The organism is Williamsia phyllosphaerae (assembly GCF_014635305.1).
In the GTDB taxonomy this organism is placed as follows: Bacteria; Actinomycetota; Actinomycetes; order Mycobacteriales; family Mycobacteriaceae; genus Williamsia_A; species Williamsia_A phyllosphaerae.
The window spans coordinates 2589787-2605767 of the sequence record NZ_BMCS01000001.1; the positions used below are offsets into that span (position 1 = coordinate 2589787).

Here is a 15981-nt window from a genome sequence, read left to right on the forward strand (position 1 = left end):
CCGATCAGTCGGTGCTGCGCGCGGCGTACGGGTCGGGGATCCGTCCCGCGCTCGCGGCGGAGAGCAGGGGTAGGTCGCGAAACGCGATTGCCGGCAGGCGTACCCGCGACGAGTCGGTGGTGACCGCGCGGACCGCGCCCCAGCGGGGGAAGGACAGACCGCTGAGCTGATCCCAGGGGATCTCCCTGGTGCGCACGGTGCCCACCGCACGCAGGCCGTTGACGGTGACCACGGTGCGGATGCGGTACATCCAGTAACCGCCGAGCACGGGCAACACCAGCGTCCAGCCGAGGTAGGTCAGTGAGGCACCGGCGAGGATCACCGCGGTCACCATCATCATGAAGACGCCAAAGTACGCCATCGGCTGGATGCGGAACTGGATGGGCAACTCGACGGGGGCGGGCGTCGGCTGGTCGCTCTCGGGCATCTCGTCATTGTGGCATCCGGACAGCGAAGTCCCACATCGTGGGATGCTCTTCGGAGGTGAGTTGACTGGACATGCTGCTCAGACCTACCTTTGCAGATGTGAAGCACAGTGAAATTCTCGTACTCGGCCGGCGCGTCAACGCCTGACCGGGTTTTTGCCACGAGAACCTCACCAAGCATCGACGCGCCACCCTCGTACAGCTGAGAAGCTGACGGGGGTTTTTTGTTGTCCTTCTAACCAATGACCAGCAGAGGAAACTGCAGTGAGCGCACCAGCAGCACGCTCCCAGGACGGCTCCACGCCGTCGGGTCGCGTGGCTCCGACACCTTTATCGGCCCGCCCCCGCACCGTCGGTGCGGCAACGGTGGCCCCTGAGCGCGTGAGTGGCGCCCAGGCCGTCGTCCGATCGCTCGAGGAACTCGGTGTGGAGGTCGTCTTCGGTCTCCCGGGCGGGTGCATCCTGCCCGTGTACGACCCGCTGCTCGACTCCAAGAAGGTCCGACACATCCTCGTCCGTCACGAGCAGGGTGCCGGTCACGCCGCCACCGGATACGCCCAGATCACCGGCCGTGCCGGCGTCTGCATGGCGACGTCCGGTCCGGGTGCGACCAACCTCATCACCCCGCTCGCCGACGCGCAGATGGACTCGGTCCCGGTCGTCGCGATCACCGGTCAGGTCGGTCGCGCGCTCATCGGTACCGACGCCTTCCAGGAGGCCGACATCACCGGCATCACCATGCCGGTGACCAAGCACAACTTCCTGGTCACCAACGGTGCCGACATCGCGCAGACGATGGCCGAGGCGTTCTACCTCGCCGAGAGCGGTCGTCCCGGAGCGGTCCTGGTCGACATCCCCAAGGACGTCCTGCAGGCGCAGACCACCTTCTCGTGGCCGCCGCAGATCGACCTGCCCGGATACCGCCCGGTCACCAAGCCGCACGGCAAGCAGGTCCGCGAGGCCGCCCGCCTGATCAACGCCGCGCACAATCCGGTGCTCTACGTCGGTGGCGGCGTCATCAAGGCCGAGGCCTCGGCGGAGCTGCTGGAGCTGGCCGAGCTGACCGGGATCCCGGTCGTCACGACCCTGATGGCTCGCGGCGCGTTCCCCGACAGCCACAACCTGCACCTCGGCATGCCGGGTATGCACGGCACGGTCGCGGCGGTCGCGGCGTTGCAGCGCAGCGATCTGCTCATCACCCTCGGCGCGCGTTTCGACGACCGGGTGACCGGTCAGCTCGACTCGTTCGCCCCGGACGCCAAGGTCATCCACGCCGACATCGATCCGGCCGAGATCGGCAAGAACCGGTTCGCCGACGTGCCGATCGTCGGTGACTGCCGCGCGGTCATCGTCGAGCTGATCGAGGCCCTGCGCGACGAGCGTGCGACCAGCGACGGCTCGGTCGACATCTCGCAGTGGTGGACCTACCTCGACGGCATCCGTCGTACGTACCCGCTCAGCTATGACCGTCCCTCCGACGGCGCGATGTCGCCGGAGTTCGTCATCTCCTCGGTCGGCAAGGCCGCCGGACCCGACGCGGTCTACTGCGCAGGCGTCGGCCAGCACCAGATGTGGGCCGCGCAGTTCATCTCCTACGAGAAGCCGCGTACGTGGTTGAACTCCGGTGGGCTCGGCACGATGGGGTACGCGGTTCCCGCGGCGATGGGCGCCAAGATCGCCGCCCCGGACACCGAGGTGTGGGCCATCGACGGCGACGGTTGCTTCCAGATGACCAACCAGGAGTTGGCCACCTGTGCGATCGAGGGCATCCCGATCAAGGTCGCCCTGATCAACAACGGCAACCTGGGCATGGTCCGTCAGTGGCAGACGCTCTTCTACGACAAGCGTTACTCCAGTACCGATCTCGCGACCCACTCGCACCGCATCCCGGACTTCGTCAAGCTCGCCGAGGCCCTCGGCTGTGCCGCGTTCCGTTGTGAGCGTGAGGAGGACGTCGACGACATCATCGCGCAGGCCCGTGCGATCAACGATCGTCCGGTCGTGGTCGACTTCATCGTCGGTGCCGACGCGCAGGTGTGGCCGATGGTCGCCGCGGGTACCGGCAACGACGAGATCATGGCGGCCAAGGGGATTCGTCCGCTGTTCGACGACGACGAGTCGGCCGCCGAGCCGATCGACATCCACGCCGTCATGGACCCGGCCACGCCGACCACCGGAGGTACAGCGGAATGAGGACCACGCACACCCTGTCGGTCCTCGTCGAGGACCGCCCCGGCGTCCTCGCGCGCGTCTCGTCGTTGTTCTCGCGTCGCGGGTTCAACATCGAGTCGCTCGCGGTCGGCCCCACCGAACTCAAGGGCGTCTCGCGCATGACCATCCTGGTCTCGGTGCAGGACTTCCCCCTCGAGCAGGTCACCAAGCAGCTCAACAAACTGATCAACGTCATCAAGATCGTCGAGCAGGATCCCGACGCCTCGGTGTCGCGCGAGCTGATGATGATCAAGGTGCGCGCCGATGCCTCGACACGCGCCGACGTCATCGGCGTCGTCGATCTGTTCCGTGCCAAGGTGATCGACGTGTCCACCGAATCGGTCACCATCGAGGCGACCGGTACGTCGGACAAGCTCGAGGCGCTCCTGCGGATGCTCGATCCCTACGGCATCCGCGAGATCGCGCAGTCCGGCGCGGTGGCGCTCGGACGCGGACCGAAATCCATCTCGGCGACCCGCTGAGACAACGAAACCCAGTACAAGTGAGATCAATGAAGATCGAAACCGAAGGAGAGTCATAAGTGGCAGTCGAGATGTTCTACGACGACGATGCCGATCTGTCGATCATCCAGGGCCGCAAGGTAGCGGTCATCGGATACGGCAGCCAGGGGCATGCGCATTCGCTGAGCCTGCGTGACTCGGGAGTCGAGGTCGCGATCGGTCTCCGCGAGGGCAGCAAGTCGCGTGACAAGGCCGCCGAGCAGGGGCTCAAGGTCCTCAGTGCGGCCGAGGCCGCCGAGTGGGCCGACGTCATCATGCTGCTGGCGCCGGACACCTCGCAGGCCCAGATCTTCACCGAGGACATCGCGCCGCACCTCAAGGACGGCGACGCGCTGTTCTTCGGCCACGGACTCAACATCCACTTCGACCTGATCCAGCCGGACGCGTCGATCACCGTGGCGATGGTCGCACCCAAGGGCCCCGGTCACCTCGTGCGCCGTCAGTTCGTCGACGGCAAGGGCGTGCCCTGTCTCATCGCCGTCGACCAGGACCCCAAGGGTGAGGGCGAGGCGCTGGCGCTGAGCTACGCCAAGGCCATCGGTGGCGCGCGCGCGGGCGTCATCAAGACCACCTTCAAGGAGGAGACCGAGACCGACCTCTTCGGTGAGCAGGCCGTGCTCTGCGGCGGCACCGAGGAGCTCGTGAAGATCGGCTTCGAGGTCATGGTCGAGGCCGGCTACGCCCCCGAGATGGCCTACTTCGAGGTGCTCCACGAGTTGAAGCTCATCGTCGACCTCATGTACGAGGGCGGTATCGCCCGCATGAACTACTCGGTGTCGGACACCGCGGAGTTCGGTGGCTACCTGTCGGGGCCGCGCGTCATCGACGACGGCACCAAGGATCGGATGCGCGGCATCCTCAAGGACATCCAGGACGGCACCTTCGTCAAGCGTCTCGTCGCCAACGTCGAGGGCGGCAACACCGAGCTGGAGAACCTGCGCAAGCGCAACGCCGAGCACCCCATCGAGGTCACCGGCAAGAAGCTGCGTGATCTGATGAGCTGGGTCGATCGGCCGATCACCGAGACCGCCTGATCCACCGCACGACATACGAAGGCCCCCACCGGCATCCGGTGGGGGCCTTCGCTTTGCCTGTGGTCTGACGTCAGATGACGCGGAAACCCTTCACGCCCGCGTTCGACATCGCGCGCAGGATCGGTGCGATGTTCGAGCCGGTCTCCGGCCCGATGCACGCGGTGAAGTAGTACGCGTTGACCATGCCGATGAGGCGGTCCCCGATGACGACGGGGCTGCCCGAGTCGCCCTCGGCGACACAGACGGCCGAGAAGTGCGACTGGTTGTCGGAGAAGAACGTGATGCCGCAGGTCTGGCCGGTCGTGCGACCGGTCTTGCACAGCACCGACGGGAACTGCGGGGCAGCGGTCTGGATGGACCGGATGGTGACACCACGCACCGTGCGCAGCGGGACGACACGGTTGGGGTCGAACTGGATCACGTCGAAGTCGAGGGCATCGTTGGAGACGATGATCCGCCCGGCGGCGCCCTTGTTGCTGAACGTCTCGGACAGAACGGTCTGACCGACCGAACCGCAGTGACCGGCGGTGAGGCCGACGAGGCGTCCCGCGGAATCGCGACCGATCGTGGTCAGCGTGCACGCCGAGGCGGAGTTACCGCCCTTCAGGACGACGATCCCCGAACCACCGCCGAGGAAGATGTCGGGCTTGGCCGATGCAGTGCCCGCACCCCAGACCAACATCGCCATCGCCGCGCACGCGGCGAACAGGGCCACCAGCTTCTTCACCATCGGTGCTCCACTTCTTCTCACTTCACATGACCCCACGAAAAAACCGGCCGAGATCTCGAGCCAGACGCAATGTATCCGTAACCGGCGTCACACCGCCACTCCGAGCCACCGTGCACCGCCCGTGGTCGGGCGAATTGTGATTCCCGGTGCCCTCTAAGCTGAGCGCTGAGTCGTTCCCGACAAGCAACAGGAGATATCCGCGTGAGCACAGCTGGCCGACCGATCGTCGTGATCGCCGACAAACTGGCACCGTCGACCGTCGAGGCACTCGGCGACGACGTCGAGGTGCGTTGGGTCGACGGTCCCGACCGCCCGAAGCTCCTCGAGGCGGTCGTGGACGCGGATGCGATCCTCGTCCGTTCGGCCACCACCATCGACGCCGAGGTCCTCGCCGCGGCCCCCGGGGTGAAGATCATCGCGCGAGCCGGTGTCGGCCTCGACAACGTGGATGTACCTGCGGCAACGGCCCGCGGCGTCATGGTCGTCAACGCGCCGACGTCGAACATCCACACCGCCGCCGAGCACGCGATCTCGCTGATGTTCGCCGTCGCCCGACAGATACCCGCCGCCGACGCGACGCTGCGCGAGCACACCTGGAAGCGCTCCAAGTTCAACGGTGTGGAGATCTTCGGCAAGACGATCGGTGTTGTGGGTCTGGGCCGGATCGGGCAGCTCGTCGCGGCCCGTCTGGCGGCTTTCGAGACCGAGATAATCGCCTACGACCCCTACGTCTCGCCCGCACGCGCGGCACAGTTGGGTATCGAATTGGTATCGCTGGACGAACTGCTGTCCCGAGCGGACCTGTTCACCGTCCACCTGCCGAAGACGCCGGAGACCCTGGGCATGATCGGCACCGCCGAACTGGCCCGCACCAAGCCCGGCGTCATCGTCGTCAACGCCGCCCGCGGCGGCCTGATCGACGAGGCCGCACTGGCCGAGGCGATCAAGTCGGGCCACGTGCGCGGCGCCGGACTCGACGTCTTCGCGACCGAGCCGTGCACCGACAGCCCGCTGTTCGAACTCCCCGAGGTCGTCGTCACCCCGCACCTGGGTGCCTCCACCTCCGAGGCGCAGGACCGCGCGGGCACCGACGTCGCCAAGAGCGTCCGTCTGGCGCTGGCCGGCCACTTCGTCCCGGATGCGGTCAACATCACCGGCGGAGCCGTCGACGAGGTCGTCGCGCCGTGGCTCGAGCTGTCCCGCAAGCTCGGTGTGCTCGTGGGCGCGATCTCCGGCCAGGTGCCCACCGCCATCACCGTCGACGTGCGCGGCGAACTCGCCGCCAGCTCGGTCGACGTCCTCGGCCTGTCCGCGCTGCGCGGATTGTTCTCCGCGGTGCTCGAGGACCCGATCACCTTCGTCAACGCGCCCGGCGTCGCCGCCGATCGCGGTGTGACCAGTGAGGTCACCACCGCCACCGAGAGCCCCAACCACCGCAGCCTGGTCGACCTCAAGGCCGTGTTCGGTGACGGATCCACGGTCAACGTCGCGGGAACGCTCAGCGGACCCAGCGAGGTCGAGAAGATCGTGAACATCAACGGCCGCAACTTCGACCTGCGCGCCGAGGGGCGCAACCTGGTCGTCAGCTACGGCGACCAGCCCGGCTCGCTGGGCAAGATCGGCACGCTGCTGGGCAACGCGGGCATCGACATCGCGGCGGCGGGCCTGTCCCAGGACGCCGACGGCAAGGGCGCGACGGTGATGCTCCGCGTCGACGGGGAGATCCCGGCCGACGTGGTCACCGCCATCGGGGAATCGGTCTCGGCGACGCTGATCCAGCAGGTGGATCTGTCGTGAAGCTCGCCGTCATCGCGGGCGACGGGATCGGACCGGAGGTCGTCTCCGAGGCGCTCGACATCCTCGACGCGGTGCACCCGGGCGTCACGCGCACCGACTACGACCTCGGCGCGCGTCGGTACCACCGCACCGGTGAACTGCTGACCGACGCCGACCTCGACTCGATCCGTGCGCACGACGCGATCCTGTTGGGCGCCATCGGCGATCCCTCGGTCCCGCCGGGAATCCTCGAGCGCGGCCTCCTGCTGACCATGCGTTTCGCCCTCGACCACCACGTCAACCTGCGGCCCAGCCACCGTTTCGACGGTGTCACCTCGCCGCTGGCCGGCAACCCCGACATCGACTTCGTCGTCGTGCGCGAGGGAACCGAGGGCCCCTACACGGGCAACGGCGGTTCCATCCGGGTCGGCACACCGCACGAAGTGGCCACCGAGGTCAGCGTCAACACCCGCTTCGGTGTCGAGCGCGTGGTCCGCTACGCCTTCGACCTGGCGCGCACCCGCGGCAACAAGCTGACCCTCGTGCACAAGACCAACGTCCTGTCGTTCGCCGGGTCGATGTGGCAGCGCACCGTCGATGAGGTCGGTGCCGAATACCCCGATGTCGCAACCGATTACTGCCACGTGGACGCGGCCACCATCTACATGGTCACCGATCCGGGACGCTTCGACGTCATCGTCACCGACAATCTCTTCGGAGACATCATCACCGACATCGCCGCCGCCATCAGTGGTGGTATCGGGCTCGCCGCGTCGGGCAACATCGACGCGACCGGGACCAACCCGTCGATGTTCGAGCCGGTCCACGGCAGCGCGCCCGACATCGCCGGGCAGGGCAAGGCCGATCCGACCGCCGCGATCCTGTCGGTGGCACTGCTGCTGCGTCACCTCGGCGAGGAGGCCTCGGCCGTTCGGGTCGAGCAGGCCGTCGCAGCCGATCTCGCCGACCGCGGCGACTCGGCGTCGACCACCTCAGAGACGGCCGCTCGTATCCGCGGGCGTCTGTAGTCCGTCCGTCCCGATGGGCCGCGGTTCACCGACCACCTCGGTGAACCGCTGAGTCCTGTTGCCGCCCGCGGCCTTTGCCGCGTACATGGCGACGTCGGAGTCGCGCAGCAGGTCGTTGATCGTCCGTGTGTCACCGACTGCGACGGCGACCGCGCCGATGCTCGCGCTCACGGTGACGGTCCATCCCGGTCGGGCTATCGGCATGGTCAGAACCCGATGGATGCGGTCGGTCGCCTCATCGACGCGCACCGAGTCGCCCGCGAGGACCACGACGAACTCGTCGCCGCCCACACGGCCGACGAGGCTGTCGGCATCGACGGTGCGCCGCAGGCGTTCGGCGACCTCACGCAGCACCTCGTCACCGACGCTGTGACCGAGCGAGTCGTTGACCGACTTCAGGTTGTCGAGATCGAGGAACAGCACGGCCATCTCGGTACGCCGGTGCGGATCCTCCAGTCTGGAGCGCACGTCGGTGACCACGTGCAGACGGTTCGGCAGGCCGGTCAACGAATCGTGCGTGGCCTGGTACTCGAGTCGCGCGGTCGCGTTGCGGGCGTCGCTGATGTCGTTGAACGACACCACCATCGGCGAGCCGGCGCCGGAGTCGAGCAACGAGCAGGTGCCGGAGTTCCAGAGGACCGGCCGGTCCGGCCACCGGAGGCCCACGACGAAACTCACCGGCGCCCCGGTCGACTGTGTTCGTACGTGGGGGTGCTGATCCGGCGGGAGGATGGCGCCGTCGCAGTCGATGACCTCCGCGCCCGTCCACAGGGTCGACATCCTCTGGCCCACCGCGAGTGCCGGGTCCACCCCGAAGATCTCGGCGGCGGCCGGGTTGATCGACTCGATCACGCCGGTCGCATCCATGACGATCACGCCTTCGACGAGACTCGAGACGACGTTGGTGTAGAGCAGTTCCGCGCGCGCGGCCGCTGCCTCCGCCGCCCGCTGGGCCGAGAGGTCTCGCAGGACCACCTGGTAGGCGGGCCGCCCCTCCCAGCGGGTCAACACCGAAACCGCCTCGACCTCGACATGACGCCCGCCGATCCGGCGCAGGACCATCTCGGTCGGCTCGGACACCGCGCCGATGTGGTCGAGATCGCGAATGCGCGCCACCATCGGCGGGATCGACTGCTGACCGACGAACTCGGCCAGGGAGTGACCGACCACCTGAGCCACGTCGCTCGCGCCGATCAGGCGGAGGCCGGCCGGGTTGACGAAGACGATCTCGCGGCCCTCGTGTACGACGATCGTGTCGGGGCTGTGCTCGATCAGGATGCGGTACTCACGGCCCACCGCGGCCATGTCGGCGTCGAGGTGGACGTGGTCGGCGCAGACCTGTCGTTCGTTCGTCGGTGACACCGGACCTCCTCGCACGTCGCACCGGAAGACACCATTGAATCACCTTTGTTGTGCACCAGTAACAGTGCAGGCCAACGCATTTTTTATGTTGTCTGGTTAATCCGAAATCCAGATAGCGAATTCATTTTGTGCTCCCGGTGATGATGGCGGTTAATCGACCTGAGGGGATTTCCATCATGGGACGTCTCACAATGGGAAAGGCGATGAATCATGTCGAAAATCATTCCGAGCATCGTGGGAATCGGTGCGAACACCGGTTACGGATGGGGTGCCGGCGCACTCTGGGACGGCGTCGCGAGTGGGAAACCCGCGGCGGTGTTGCACAGCGGTTACGGCGAGGACGTCGTTGAAGACGTCTGGTTGGCAAGGGTTCCCGCCGGCGGCGAGGCCGGCGACAGCCCGAGCCGGTTCGCCCGCGCGATGAAGGGCGCCGTGCGCGAGGCGATCTCCGACGCGTACGCACGCGGTTGGAAACCGGGACGGCGCGTGGGGTTGGTGCACGCGGTGGTCCTCGGTGACGTCGAGGACTGGCGCGATTTCTACCACGTCGACAACGGTGAGCGTCGGGTCCGCGACTACCTCCGGCTGCTCCCGTCGACACCGATCTCGACCCTCATGCAGGAATTCGGCTTCCACGGTCCGGCGATGAACGTCTCGGCAACATGTAGTTCGGGGAACGTCGGGCTGATCACCGCCAAGATGTGGCTCGACGCGGGGATCGTCGACGACGTGGTCTGCGTTGCGACCGACCTCTCGTTGACGCCGGAGAACGTCCGACACTTCGTACGTCTCGGCGCCGGGGTCGTCGACACCGAGCCGCTCGATGCCTGCCGTCCGTTCCAGGAGGGCAGCCGCGGGTTCGCGATGGGGGAGGCCTCGGTGGGGTTCGTCGTCACCACCTCGCCAGCGACGGGATACATCGACATACTCGGCGGCGCGATGAGTCACGACGCGTTCCATGTGGTCTCGGTGGATCCCGATCACGGGCAGATCATGCGGTGTGTCAGCGATGCGCTCGCCGACGCCGGTGTACGCGCCGACGACGTCGCGTATCTCAACGCGCACGGGCCCGGGACGAAGCAGTGCGACGTCGCCGAGACCGCGATCCTGTCGGAGATCTTCGGGGTTGCACGCCCGGGTGTGTACTCGGTCAAACCGTTGACCGGGCACTGCCAGGGGGCGGCGGCGGCGGTGGAGATCGCCGCGGCGGCCCTGGGCACCGAGGCGGGGGTGGTTCCGGCCGCTCCTCGGGTCGCGCCGGGTCATGAACTGCTGCTCGACGGCGCCACCCCGATGGTCGACGGCATCACGGTGAAGCCGTCGCTGGGCATGGGCGGGCACAACTCAGTGGTGGTCTTCGCCCCGGCCGGGTGACGAGGTGGCGGGTGACGAGGTGGTGGGGTGCCCGACGACGGGGTCGAGCACCTTCTCGCCCGGCTGCGGATCCGACGGCACCAGCGGCAGCGCGACCAGCGGCGCGAGGGCCATGACCAGGAAGGCCGCCGGGAACCCGGTGGCCCCGATGAGGGCGCCGAACGTCGGTGTCGCGGCCGAGGTGGCGAGGTACTGCCCGGTGTTCTGGATGGCCAGTGCGCGTCCGCTCCACCGCGGACCGGCGTATTCGGCGATGCCGGTGAAGGCGAGTCCGTTGTCGGCGACGGTGATCACGGTCGCGAACACCATGATCACCGCGGCGGCCGGGCTGGAGAGCCAGTCGGTCACGGCCAGTGCCGCCGACGCGATCCCCGCACCGAGGGCGATGACCCGGATCGGTTTCATCCTGCTGCCCCACACGTCCGACCACCGGCCCGCCGCGATCCGTCCTGCCGCACCGAGGATCTGACTGACGGTGACCAGTACACCGGCAGGTCCGGGCGACCAGTGGTGCGCCACGATCAGCCATGCCGGTACGAATGTCCACAGCATCGACTGCGGGATCACCAGCAGCACACTGACGGCGTGCACGCGGGGCAGGAACGACGATGCGCGGTAGGGGTTCACGCCCGGCTCGACACCGTGCTCGGCCGCGGCCGAGCGTGGCGGGTCGATGACGGTGACCGCGACCGCGATCAGGCCCACGACCGACATCACCACCGGGACGTACAGGCCGACCGTCACACCGTGATCGGCGCTGAGTACGGGAATGGTCAACGCGCACAGTCCGATCCCGAGGGGCTGGGCGGTCTGGCGGACCCCCATGGCGGTGCCCCGTCCGCGCGGGGGGAACCACCCCACCACGATCCGACCGCTGGCCCCGTTCGTCGCCGCAGAGACCATGCCGCCGAGCAGCAGGGTGGCGGCGATGACGCCGTATCCGAGTCCGGCGGCCGATGCCGCCGCGGCGCCCGCGGTGGCGACGACCGTCGCCGACAGTGAGATCAGCAGGATCGAGCGTTCGCCGAACCGGTCGAGGGCGGCACCCCAGGGAATGATGGTGAGCATCAGCCCGATGGTCGGGAAGGTCGCCAGCGTGGATGCCGCGGCCAGTGAGAGGCCGCCGTCGGTGTGCAACACGGGGATCAGGAACCCGGCCCCGCTGACCGCGCAGGTCGTCGACATCGCACCGAGGATCGACGCGACCAACATGGCCCATCGGCGGGTCACCGACGGCGCCGTCGTGTCCTCGTCCATGTCGTACCTCTCGTTGCGCGCGTGCGCGTTCCGGTCTGTCTGTTCACATCGTGGGACGCTTCGTCCAGATGGTAGTACCGGCGGCCGGTCCCGGGAAACTGTCCGTCTCGGCTGGTGAGATAGTCTCCAACCATGCGTCTAGGACGAATTGCCAGCCCCGACGGAGTGGCCTTCGTCGCCATCGACGGCGACGGGGACTCCGCACAGGCCCGAGAGATCGCCGAGCACCCGTTCGGCACCCCGACATTCACCGGCCGATCCTGGCCGGTGTCCGACGTCCGTCTGTTGGCGCCGATCCTGGCCAGCAAGGTCGTCTGCATCGGCAAGAACTACGCCGCGCACGCGGCCGAGATGGGTGGCGTCGCCCCCGAGGACCCGGTGATCTTCATCAAGCCGAACACCTCGATCATCGGACCCCGCGTCCCGATCGTCCGGCCCCCGAGCTCCGACCGTGTCGACTTCGAGGGTGAGCTGGCCATCGTCATCGGGCGCCCCTGCAAGGACGTCGCCGCGTCGGCGGCCGCGAGCGTGATCCTGGGCTACACCGTCGCGAACGACGTCACCGCCCGTGATCAGCAGAAGGCGGACGGGCAGTGGACACGTGGCAAGGGTTACGACACCTTCTGCCCGCTCGGGCCGTGGATCGAGACCGAGATCGATCCGTCGGACCTCGAGATCCGCACCGAGCTCGACGGCGTCGTACAGCAGCGCAGTCGCACGTCGCTGATGCTCCACGACGTGGGTGCGATCGTCGAGTGGATCTCGGCGATCATGACGCTGCTGCCGGGCGACGTCATCCTGACCGGCACACCGGAGGGCATCGGCCCCATGACCGCGGGCCAGGAGGTCTCGGTCACCGTCGAGGGGATCGGAACCCTGCTCAACCCCGTCGTGGACAGGAGCTGAGGCAATGGTCGTCGCGCCGAAGACCGCGCGTGTCAACGGGATAGGGCTGTCCTACGAGGACGCCGGGTCGGGTCCGCTCGTCGTGATGGTGATGGGGACCGGGAGTCCCGGCCGGGTGTGGAAGGCGCATCAGCAGCCGGCGCTGGTGAAAGCCGGGTACCGGGTCGTCACCTTCGACAACCGTGGCATCGCTCCGTCGAGTGAGTGCGCGGAGGGCTTCTCGCTCGCCGACATGGTCGCCGACACCGCTGCCCTGATCGAGTACCTCGGCGCCGGACCGGCCGCCGTCGTCGGCACCTCGCTCGGTGCCCGCATCACCCAGGAGTTGACGCTGACGCGACCGGACCTCGTCCGGTGTGCCGTGTTGTTGGCCACCTACGGTCGCAACGGACCGATGCAGGAGGCGATCTCGACGGGTGAGCGGGCCCTGATCGATCAGGGGATCACGCTCCCCGACAGCTACCACGCGGCCATCACTGCGCACCTCAACCTGTCGCCGCACACGCTGGCCGACGACACCAACGCCCGCGACTGGCTCGACATCATCGAGTTCTCCGGTCAGGACCGTTCGCCCGGCGTGCGGGCACAGTTGCAGTTGCACGCAGGTGAGGCCGACCGCCTGTCGGCCTATCGCGCCATCACGCGGCCGTCGTTGGTCGTCGGTTTCGCCGACGACCGCACTCTGCCGCCGCACCTGGCCAAGGAGGTGGCCGACGCCATCCCCGGTGCGCAGTACGGCGAGGTGGCCAAGGCGGGCCACTACGGCTACCTCGAGCAGCCCGACGAGGTGAACCGGCTCGTCATCGAGTTCCTAAAGCGGACGATAACCTGACCACCATGACCCAACCTGGTGCCGTCCGTGTCCGTTTCTGTCCGTCGCCGACGGGGACCCCGCACGTCGGACTGGTCCGCACCGCGCTCTTCAACTACGCCTACGCCAAGCACAACGGCGGTGACTTCGTCTTCCGCATCGAGGACACCGACGCCGCCCGGGACTCCGAGGAGTCCTACGCGGCGCTGCTCGACGCGTTGCGCTGGCTCGGGTTGAACTGGGACGAGGGGCCGGAGGTGGGCGGTCCGTATGCGCCCTACCGTCAGTCGCAGCGTTCGGAGCTCCACCGCGGTGTCGTCACCCAACTGCTCACCGCGGGCGAGGCCTACGAGGCGTTCTCCACCGCTGAGGAGGTCGAGGCGCGGCATCGGGCCGCGGGCCGCGACCCCAAGCGCGGCTACGACAACTTCGATCGGGACCTGACCGATGAGCAGCGCGCCGAGTACCGCGCGCAGGGTCGTCCGGCGGTGATCCGCCTGCGGATGCCCGATCACGACATCACCTTCGACGACCTCGTCCGCGGACCCACCACCAGCAAGGCCGGCACCGTGCCCGACTTCGCGTTGACCCGCGGCAACGGCGACCCGCTCTACACCCTGGTCAACCCGGTCGACGACGCGACGATGAAGATCACCCATGTGCTGCGTGGCGAGGATCTTCTCTCGTCCACACCACGCCAGATCGCGTTGTACGAAGCCATGATCCGGATCGGGATCGCCGAGTTCGTGCCGCAGTTCGGTCATCTCCCGTTCGTGATGGGGGAGGGCAACAAGAAGCTGTCCAAGCGCGACCCGCAGTCGAGTCTGTTCCACCACCGCGACCGCGGGTTCATCCCCGAGGGTCTGCTCAACTACCTGGCGCTGCTCGGATGGGGTATCGCCGACGACCACGACCTGTTCTCGCTCGACGAGATGATCGCGGCCTTCGATGTGGGAGCGGTCAATTCGAACCCGGCGCGGTTCGATCTGAAGAAGGCCGAGGCCATCAACGCCGAGCACATCCGCCGGCTGGCCCCGGAGGACTTCGCGGCCCGCCTGAGCGCCTATCTCGTCGATCGGGGTCTGCTGGCGGCCACCGCCGACACGTCGTCGTTCCCGGTGATCGCCGATCTGGTGCAGACACGCATCCAGGTGCTCGGAGACGCCTGGGGCCTCATGTCGTTCCTCTATACATCCGACGCCGACCTCACGATCGACGCCGGTGCCGCGGCCAAGAACCTCGGTGCCGACGCGGGCCCGGTCGTCGACGCCGCCATCACCGCGATCTCCGGCGTGGGGGAGTGGAGCACCCAGGCGATCGAGACGGCGTTGAAAGAGGCGCTCGTCGACGGCCTCGAACTCAAGCCGCGCAAGGCGTTCGGTCCGGTCCGGGTGGCCGTCACCGGATCGCACATCAGCCCGCCGCTGTTCGAGTCCATCGAGCTGCTCGGCCGCGACAGCACCGTCGCCCGCTTGCGCGCGGCACGGGAGAAGTACTGCAAAACTGACGCCTGAGCTGCTGGTTTGCGGTTCCCGACGCGCTTTTTGCTAGTCTACTTCTCGGCGCTTTTCGCTGGCGTAGATCGGCAGCGGGAGCCCTACCTTGGGGTATGGTGTAATTGGCAACACAGCGGTTTCTGGTACCGTCGTTCTAGGTTCGAGTCCTGGTACCCCAGCGTCGAGCGGACATCAATGGAGTCGATTTTGGTTCCGATCGTCTGCCGAGTAATCTGGCGAGGTTGCAAATTCTCCCGAGAACGAGCAACTGAGTTCGACACAGATGAAGTTCCTGGCCCCGTCGTCTAGCGGCCTAGGACGCCGCCCTCTCAAGGCGGTAGCGCGGGTTCGAATCCCGTCGGGGCTACCAGAAGGAATCCGTAGCAGTTCGTCTCGCTCAGCGAGCCGAAGTGCTACGGATTTTCTGTTTCCAGGGGGTCGGGGGCGGCGAGTTCGGCGGCCAGGCGCATCCGCACCGACATCAGGATCACGCCCAGGGCGTTGTCTCCGTCGACATCGATGTGCTCCGGGCACTCGCACGTTCCCCAGACCTGATCGTGGACGGTGTTCCCGTTGACCAGGATGCTGCCCATGGTGGCGGCCAACTGCACGCCCAGGTCGGCGTTGTGGGCGAACTTGGCGGCGACGATGACCTCCATCGCCTGATAGCGGTCGACGTCCCAGTCCTCGACGGCCTCGATGGTCTCGCCGAACGCGGTGGCGTCCTCGGCGGTCGCGATGGACAGCACGTGCACCACGTCGTCGGGTTCCGCCGCCCCCGCGGCCGCGAACGCGTGCTCAGCCGACGAGAAGACGTTGCCCCGGAACGGGGTCGGCACCGGTGCAGAACTGGCGAGGTAGGAGTACTCGCCGTCGAAGGAGCCGATGATGTGCGGCCGGGGATCGGTCATGACAGGGGATGGGTCCTCACAGGCCGGGCGACGCGAGTGCGTGCGGTTCCATCGTCGCACCGATCGACGATGTCGGTGCAACTCTTTACGATCCGCGCATGAGCAGTCCCGAAACGAACACCGCCGACCCGATCATGAC

14 protein-coding genes and 2 tRNA genes are annotated in these 15981 nt (G+C 67.4%); 11 read left to right on the plus strand and 5 right to left on the minus strand.

What is annotated here, in order from left to right; all coding sequences use genetic code 11:
• Positions 1-4: 4 nt before the first annotated feature.
• On the minus strand, positions 5-427 hold the full coding sequence (locus tag IEV93_RS12105; protein ID WP_188489947.1) for a PH domain-containing protein: 423 nt from the start codon (positions 425-427) through the stop codon (positions 5-7).
• 313 nt (positions 428-740) lie between these two features.
• On the opposite strand from IEV93_RS12105, the gene IEV93_RS12110 reads away from it, so the two are divergent.
• From IEV93_RS12110 to ilvC, 3 genes are all read left to right on the plus strand, one after another.
• Positions 741-2618, plus strand: coding sequence for an acetolactate synthase large subunit (locus IEV93_RS12110; protein WP_229705161.1), 1878 nt, complete (start codon positions 741-743; stop codon positions 2616-2618).
• A complete protein-coding gene (ilvN, locus tag IEV93_RS12115; RefSeq protein WP_188489949.1) occupies positions 2615-3118 on the plus strand; it encodes an acetolactate synthase small subunit in 504 nt (167 codons plus the stop codon). Before IEV93_RS12110 ends, ilvN begins: the two co-directional genes overlap by 4 nt.
• A 71-nt stretch (positions 3119-3189) precedes the next feature.
• Positions 3190-4191: a ketol-acid reductoisomerase gene (ilvC, locus tag IEV93_RS12120; RefSeq protein ID WP_188490559.1), complete on the plus strand. Its 1002-nt coding sequence runs from the start codon at positions 3190-3192 to the stop codon at positions 4189-4191.
• A 70-nt stretch (positions 4192-4261) separates the two neighbouring features.
• Here ilvC and IEV93_RS12125 read toward each other — a convergent pair whose 3' ends face one another.
• The gene (locus IEV93_RS12125) at positions 4262-4921 is read right to left on the minus strand and encodes a chymotrypsin family serine protease (protein ID WP_188489950.1); all 660 of its coding nucleotides are present in this window, start codon (positions 4919-4921) and stop codon (positions 4262-4264) included.
• 201 nt (positions 4922-5122) lie between these two features.
• Between IEV93_RS12125 and serA the strand changes: the two genes are divergently transcribed.
• Both serA and IEV93_RS12135 read left to right on the plus strand, forming a co-directional pair.
• Positions 5123-6718: a phosphoglycerate dehydrogenase gene (gene serA, locus IEV93_RS12130; RefSeq protein ID WP_188489951.1), complete on the plus strand. Its 1596-nt coding sequence runs from the start codon at positions 5123-5125 to the stop codon at positions 6716-6718.
• Complete coding sequence (locus IEV93_RS12135; protein ID WP_188489952.1) at positions 6715-7725, plus strand: 3-isopropylmalate dehydrogenase; 1011 nt, start codon at positions 6715-6717, stop codon at positions 7723-7725. Before serA ends, IEV93_RS12135 begins: the two co-directional genes overlap by 4 nt.
• Here the strand turns inward: IEV93_RS12135 and IEV93_RS12140 are convergent.
• On the minus strand, positions 7690-9087 hold the full coding sequence (locus IEV93_RS12140; protein ID WP_188489953.1) for a diguanylate cyclase domain-containing protein: 1398 nt from the start codon (positions 9085-9087) through the stop codon (positions 7690-7692). The two genes, IEV93_RS12135 and IEV93_RS12140, sit on opposite strands and share 36 nt — an antisense overlap.
• A gap of 210 nt (positions 9088-9297) precedes the next feature.
• On the opposite strand from IEV93_RS12140, the gene IEV93_RS12145 reads away from it, so the two are divergent.
• Positions 9298-10461, plus strand: coding sequence for a beta-ketoacyl synthase N-terminal-like domain-containing protein (locus tag IEV93_RS12145; RefSeq protein ID WP_188489954.1), 1164 nt, complete (start codon positions 9298-9300; stop codon positions 10459-10461).
• Here the strand turns inward: IEV93_RS12145 and IEV93_RS12150 are convergent.
• On the minus strand, positions 10432-11718 hold the full coding sequence (locus IEV93_RS12150) for an MFS transporter (RefSeq protein WP_188489955.1): 1287 nt from the start codon (positions 11716-11718) through the stop codon (positions 10432-10434). The genes IEV93_RS12145 and IEV93_RS12150 overlap by 30 nt on opposite strands.
• Before the next feature lie 132 nt (positions 11719-11850).
• On the opposite strand from IEV93_RS12150, the gene IEV93_RS12155 reads away from it, so the two are divergent.
• The 5 genes from IEV93_RS12155 (at position 11851) to IEV93_RS12175 (ending at position 15301) form a co-directional block, all read left to right on the plus strand.
• Entirely contained in the window at positions 11851-12624 is a 774-nt protein-coding gene (locus IEV93_RS12155; RefSeq protein WP_188489956.1) for a fumarylacetoacetate hydrolase family protein, read from the plus strand.
• Between the two features lie 4 nt (positions 12625-12628).
• Positions 12629-13456, plus strand: a complete 828-nt coding sequence (locus tag IEV93_RS12160; RefSeq protein WP_188489957.1) for an alpha/beta fold hydrolase — start codon at positions 12629-12631, stop codon at positions 13454-13456.
• A 5-nt stretch (positions 13457-13461) separates the two neighbouring features.
• Complete coding sequence (gltX, locus tag IEV93_RS12165) at positions 13462-14949, plus strand: glutamate--tRNA ligase (RefSeq protein WP_188489958.1); 1488 nt, start codon at positions 13462-13464, stop codon at positions 14947-14949.
• 89 nt (positions 14950-15038) lie between these two features.
• Positions 15039-15110: transfer RNA gene (locus tag IEV93_RS12170), tRNA-Gln, on the plus strand.
• A 115-nt stretch (positions 15111-15225) separates the two neighbouring features.
• Positions 15226-15301 (plus strand) — tRNA-Glu (locus tag IEV93_RS12175).
• 43 nt (positions 15302-15344) lie between these two features.
• Here IEV93_RS12175 and IEV93_RS12180 read toward each other — a convergent pair.
• On the minus strand, positions 15345-15842 hold the full coding sequence (locus tag IEV93_RS12180; RefSeq protein WP_188489959.1) for an NADAR family protein: 498 nt from the start codon (positions 15840-15842) through the stop codon (positions 15345-15347).
• Between the last annotated feature and the right edge of the window lie 139 nt (positions 15843-15981).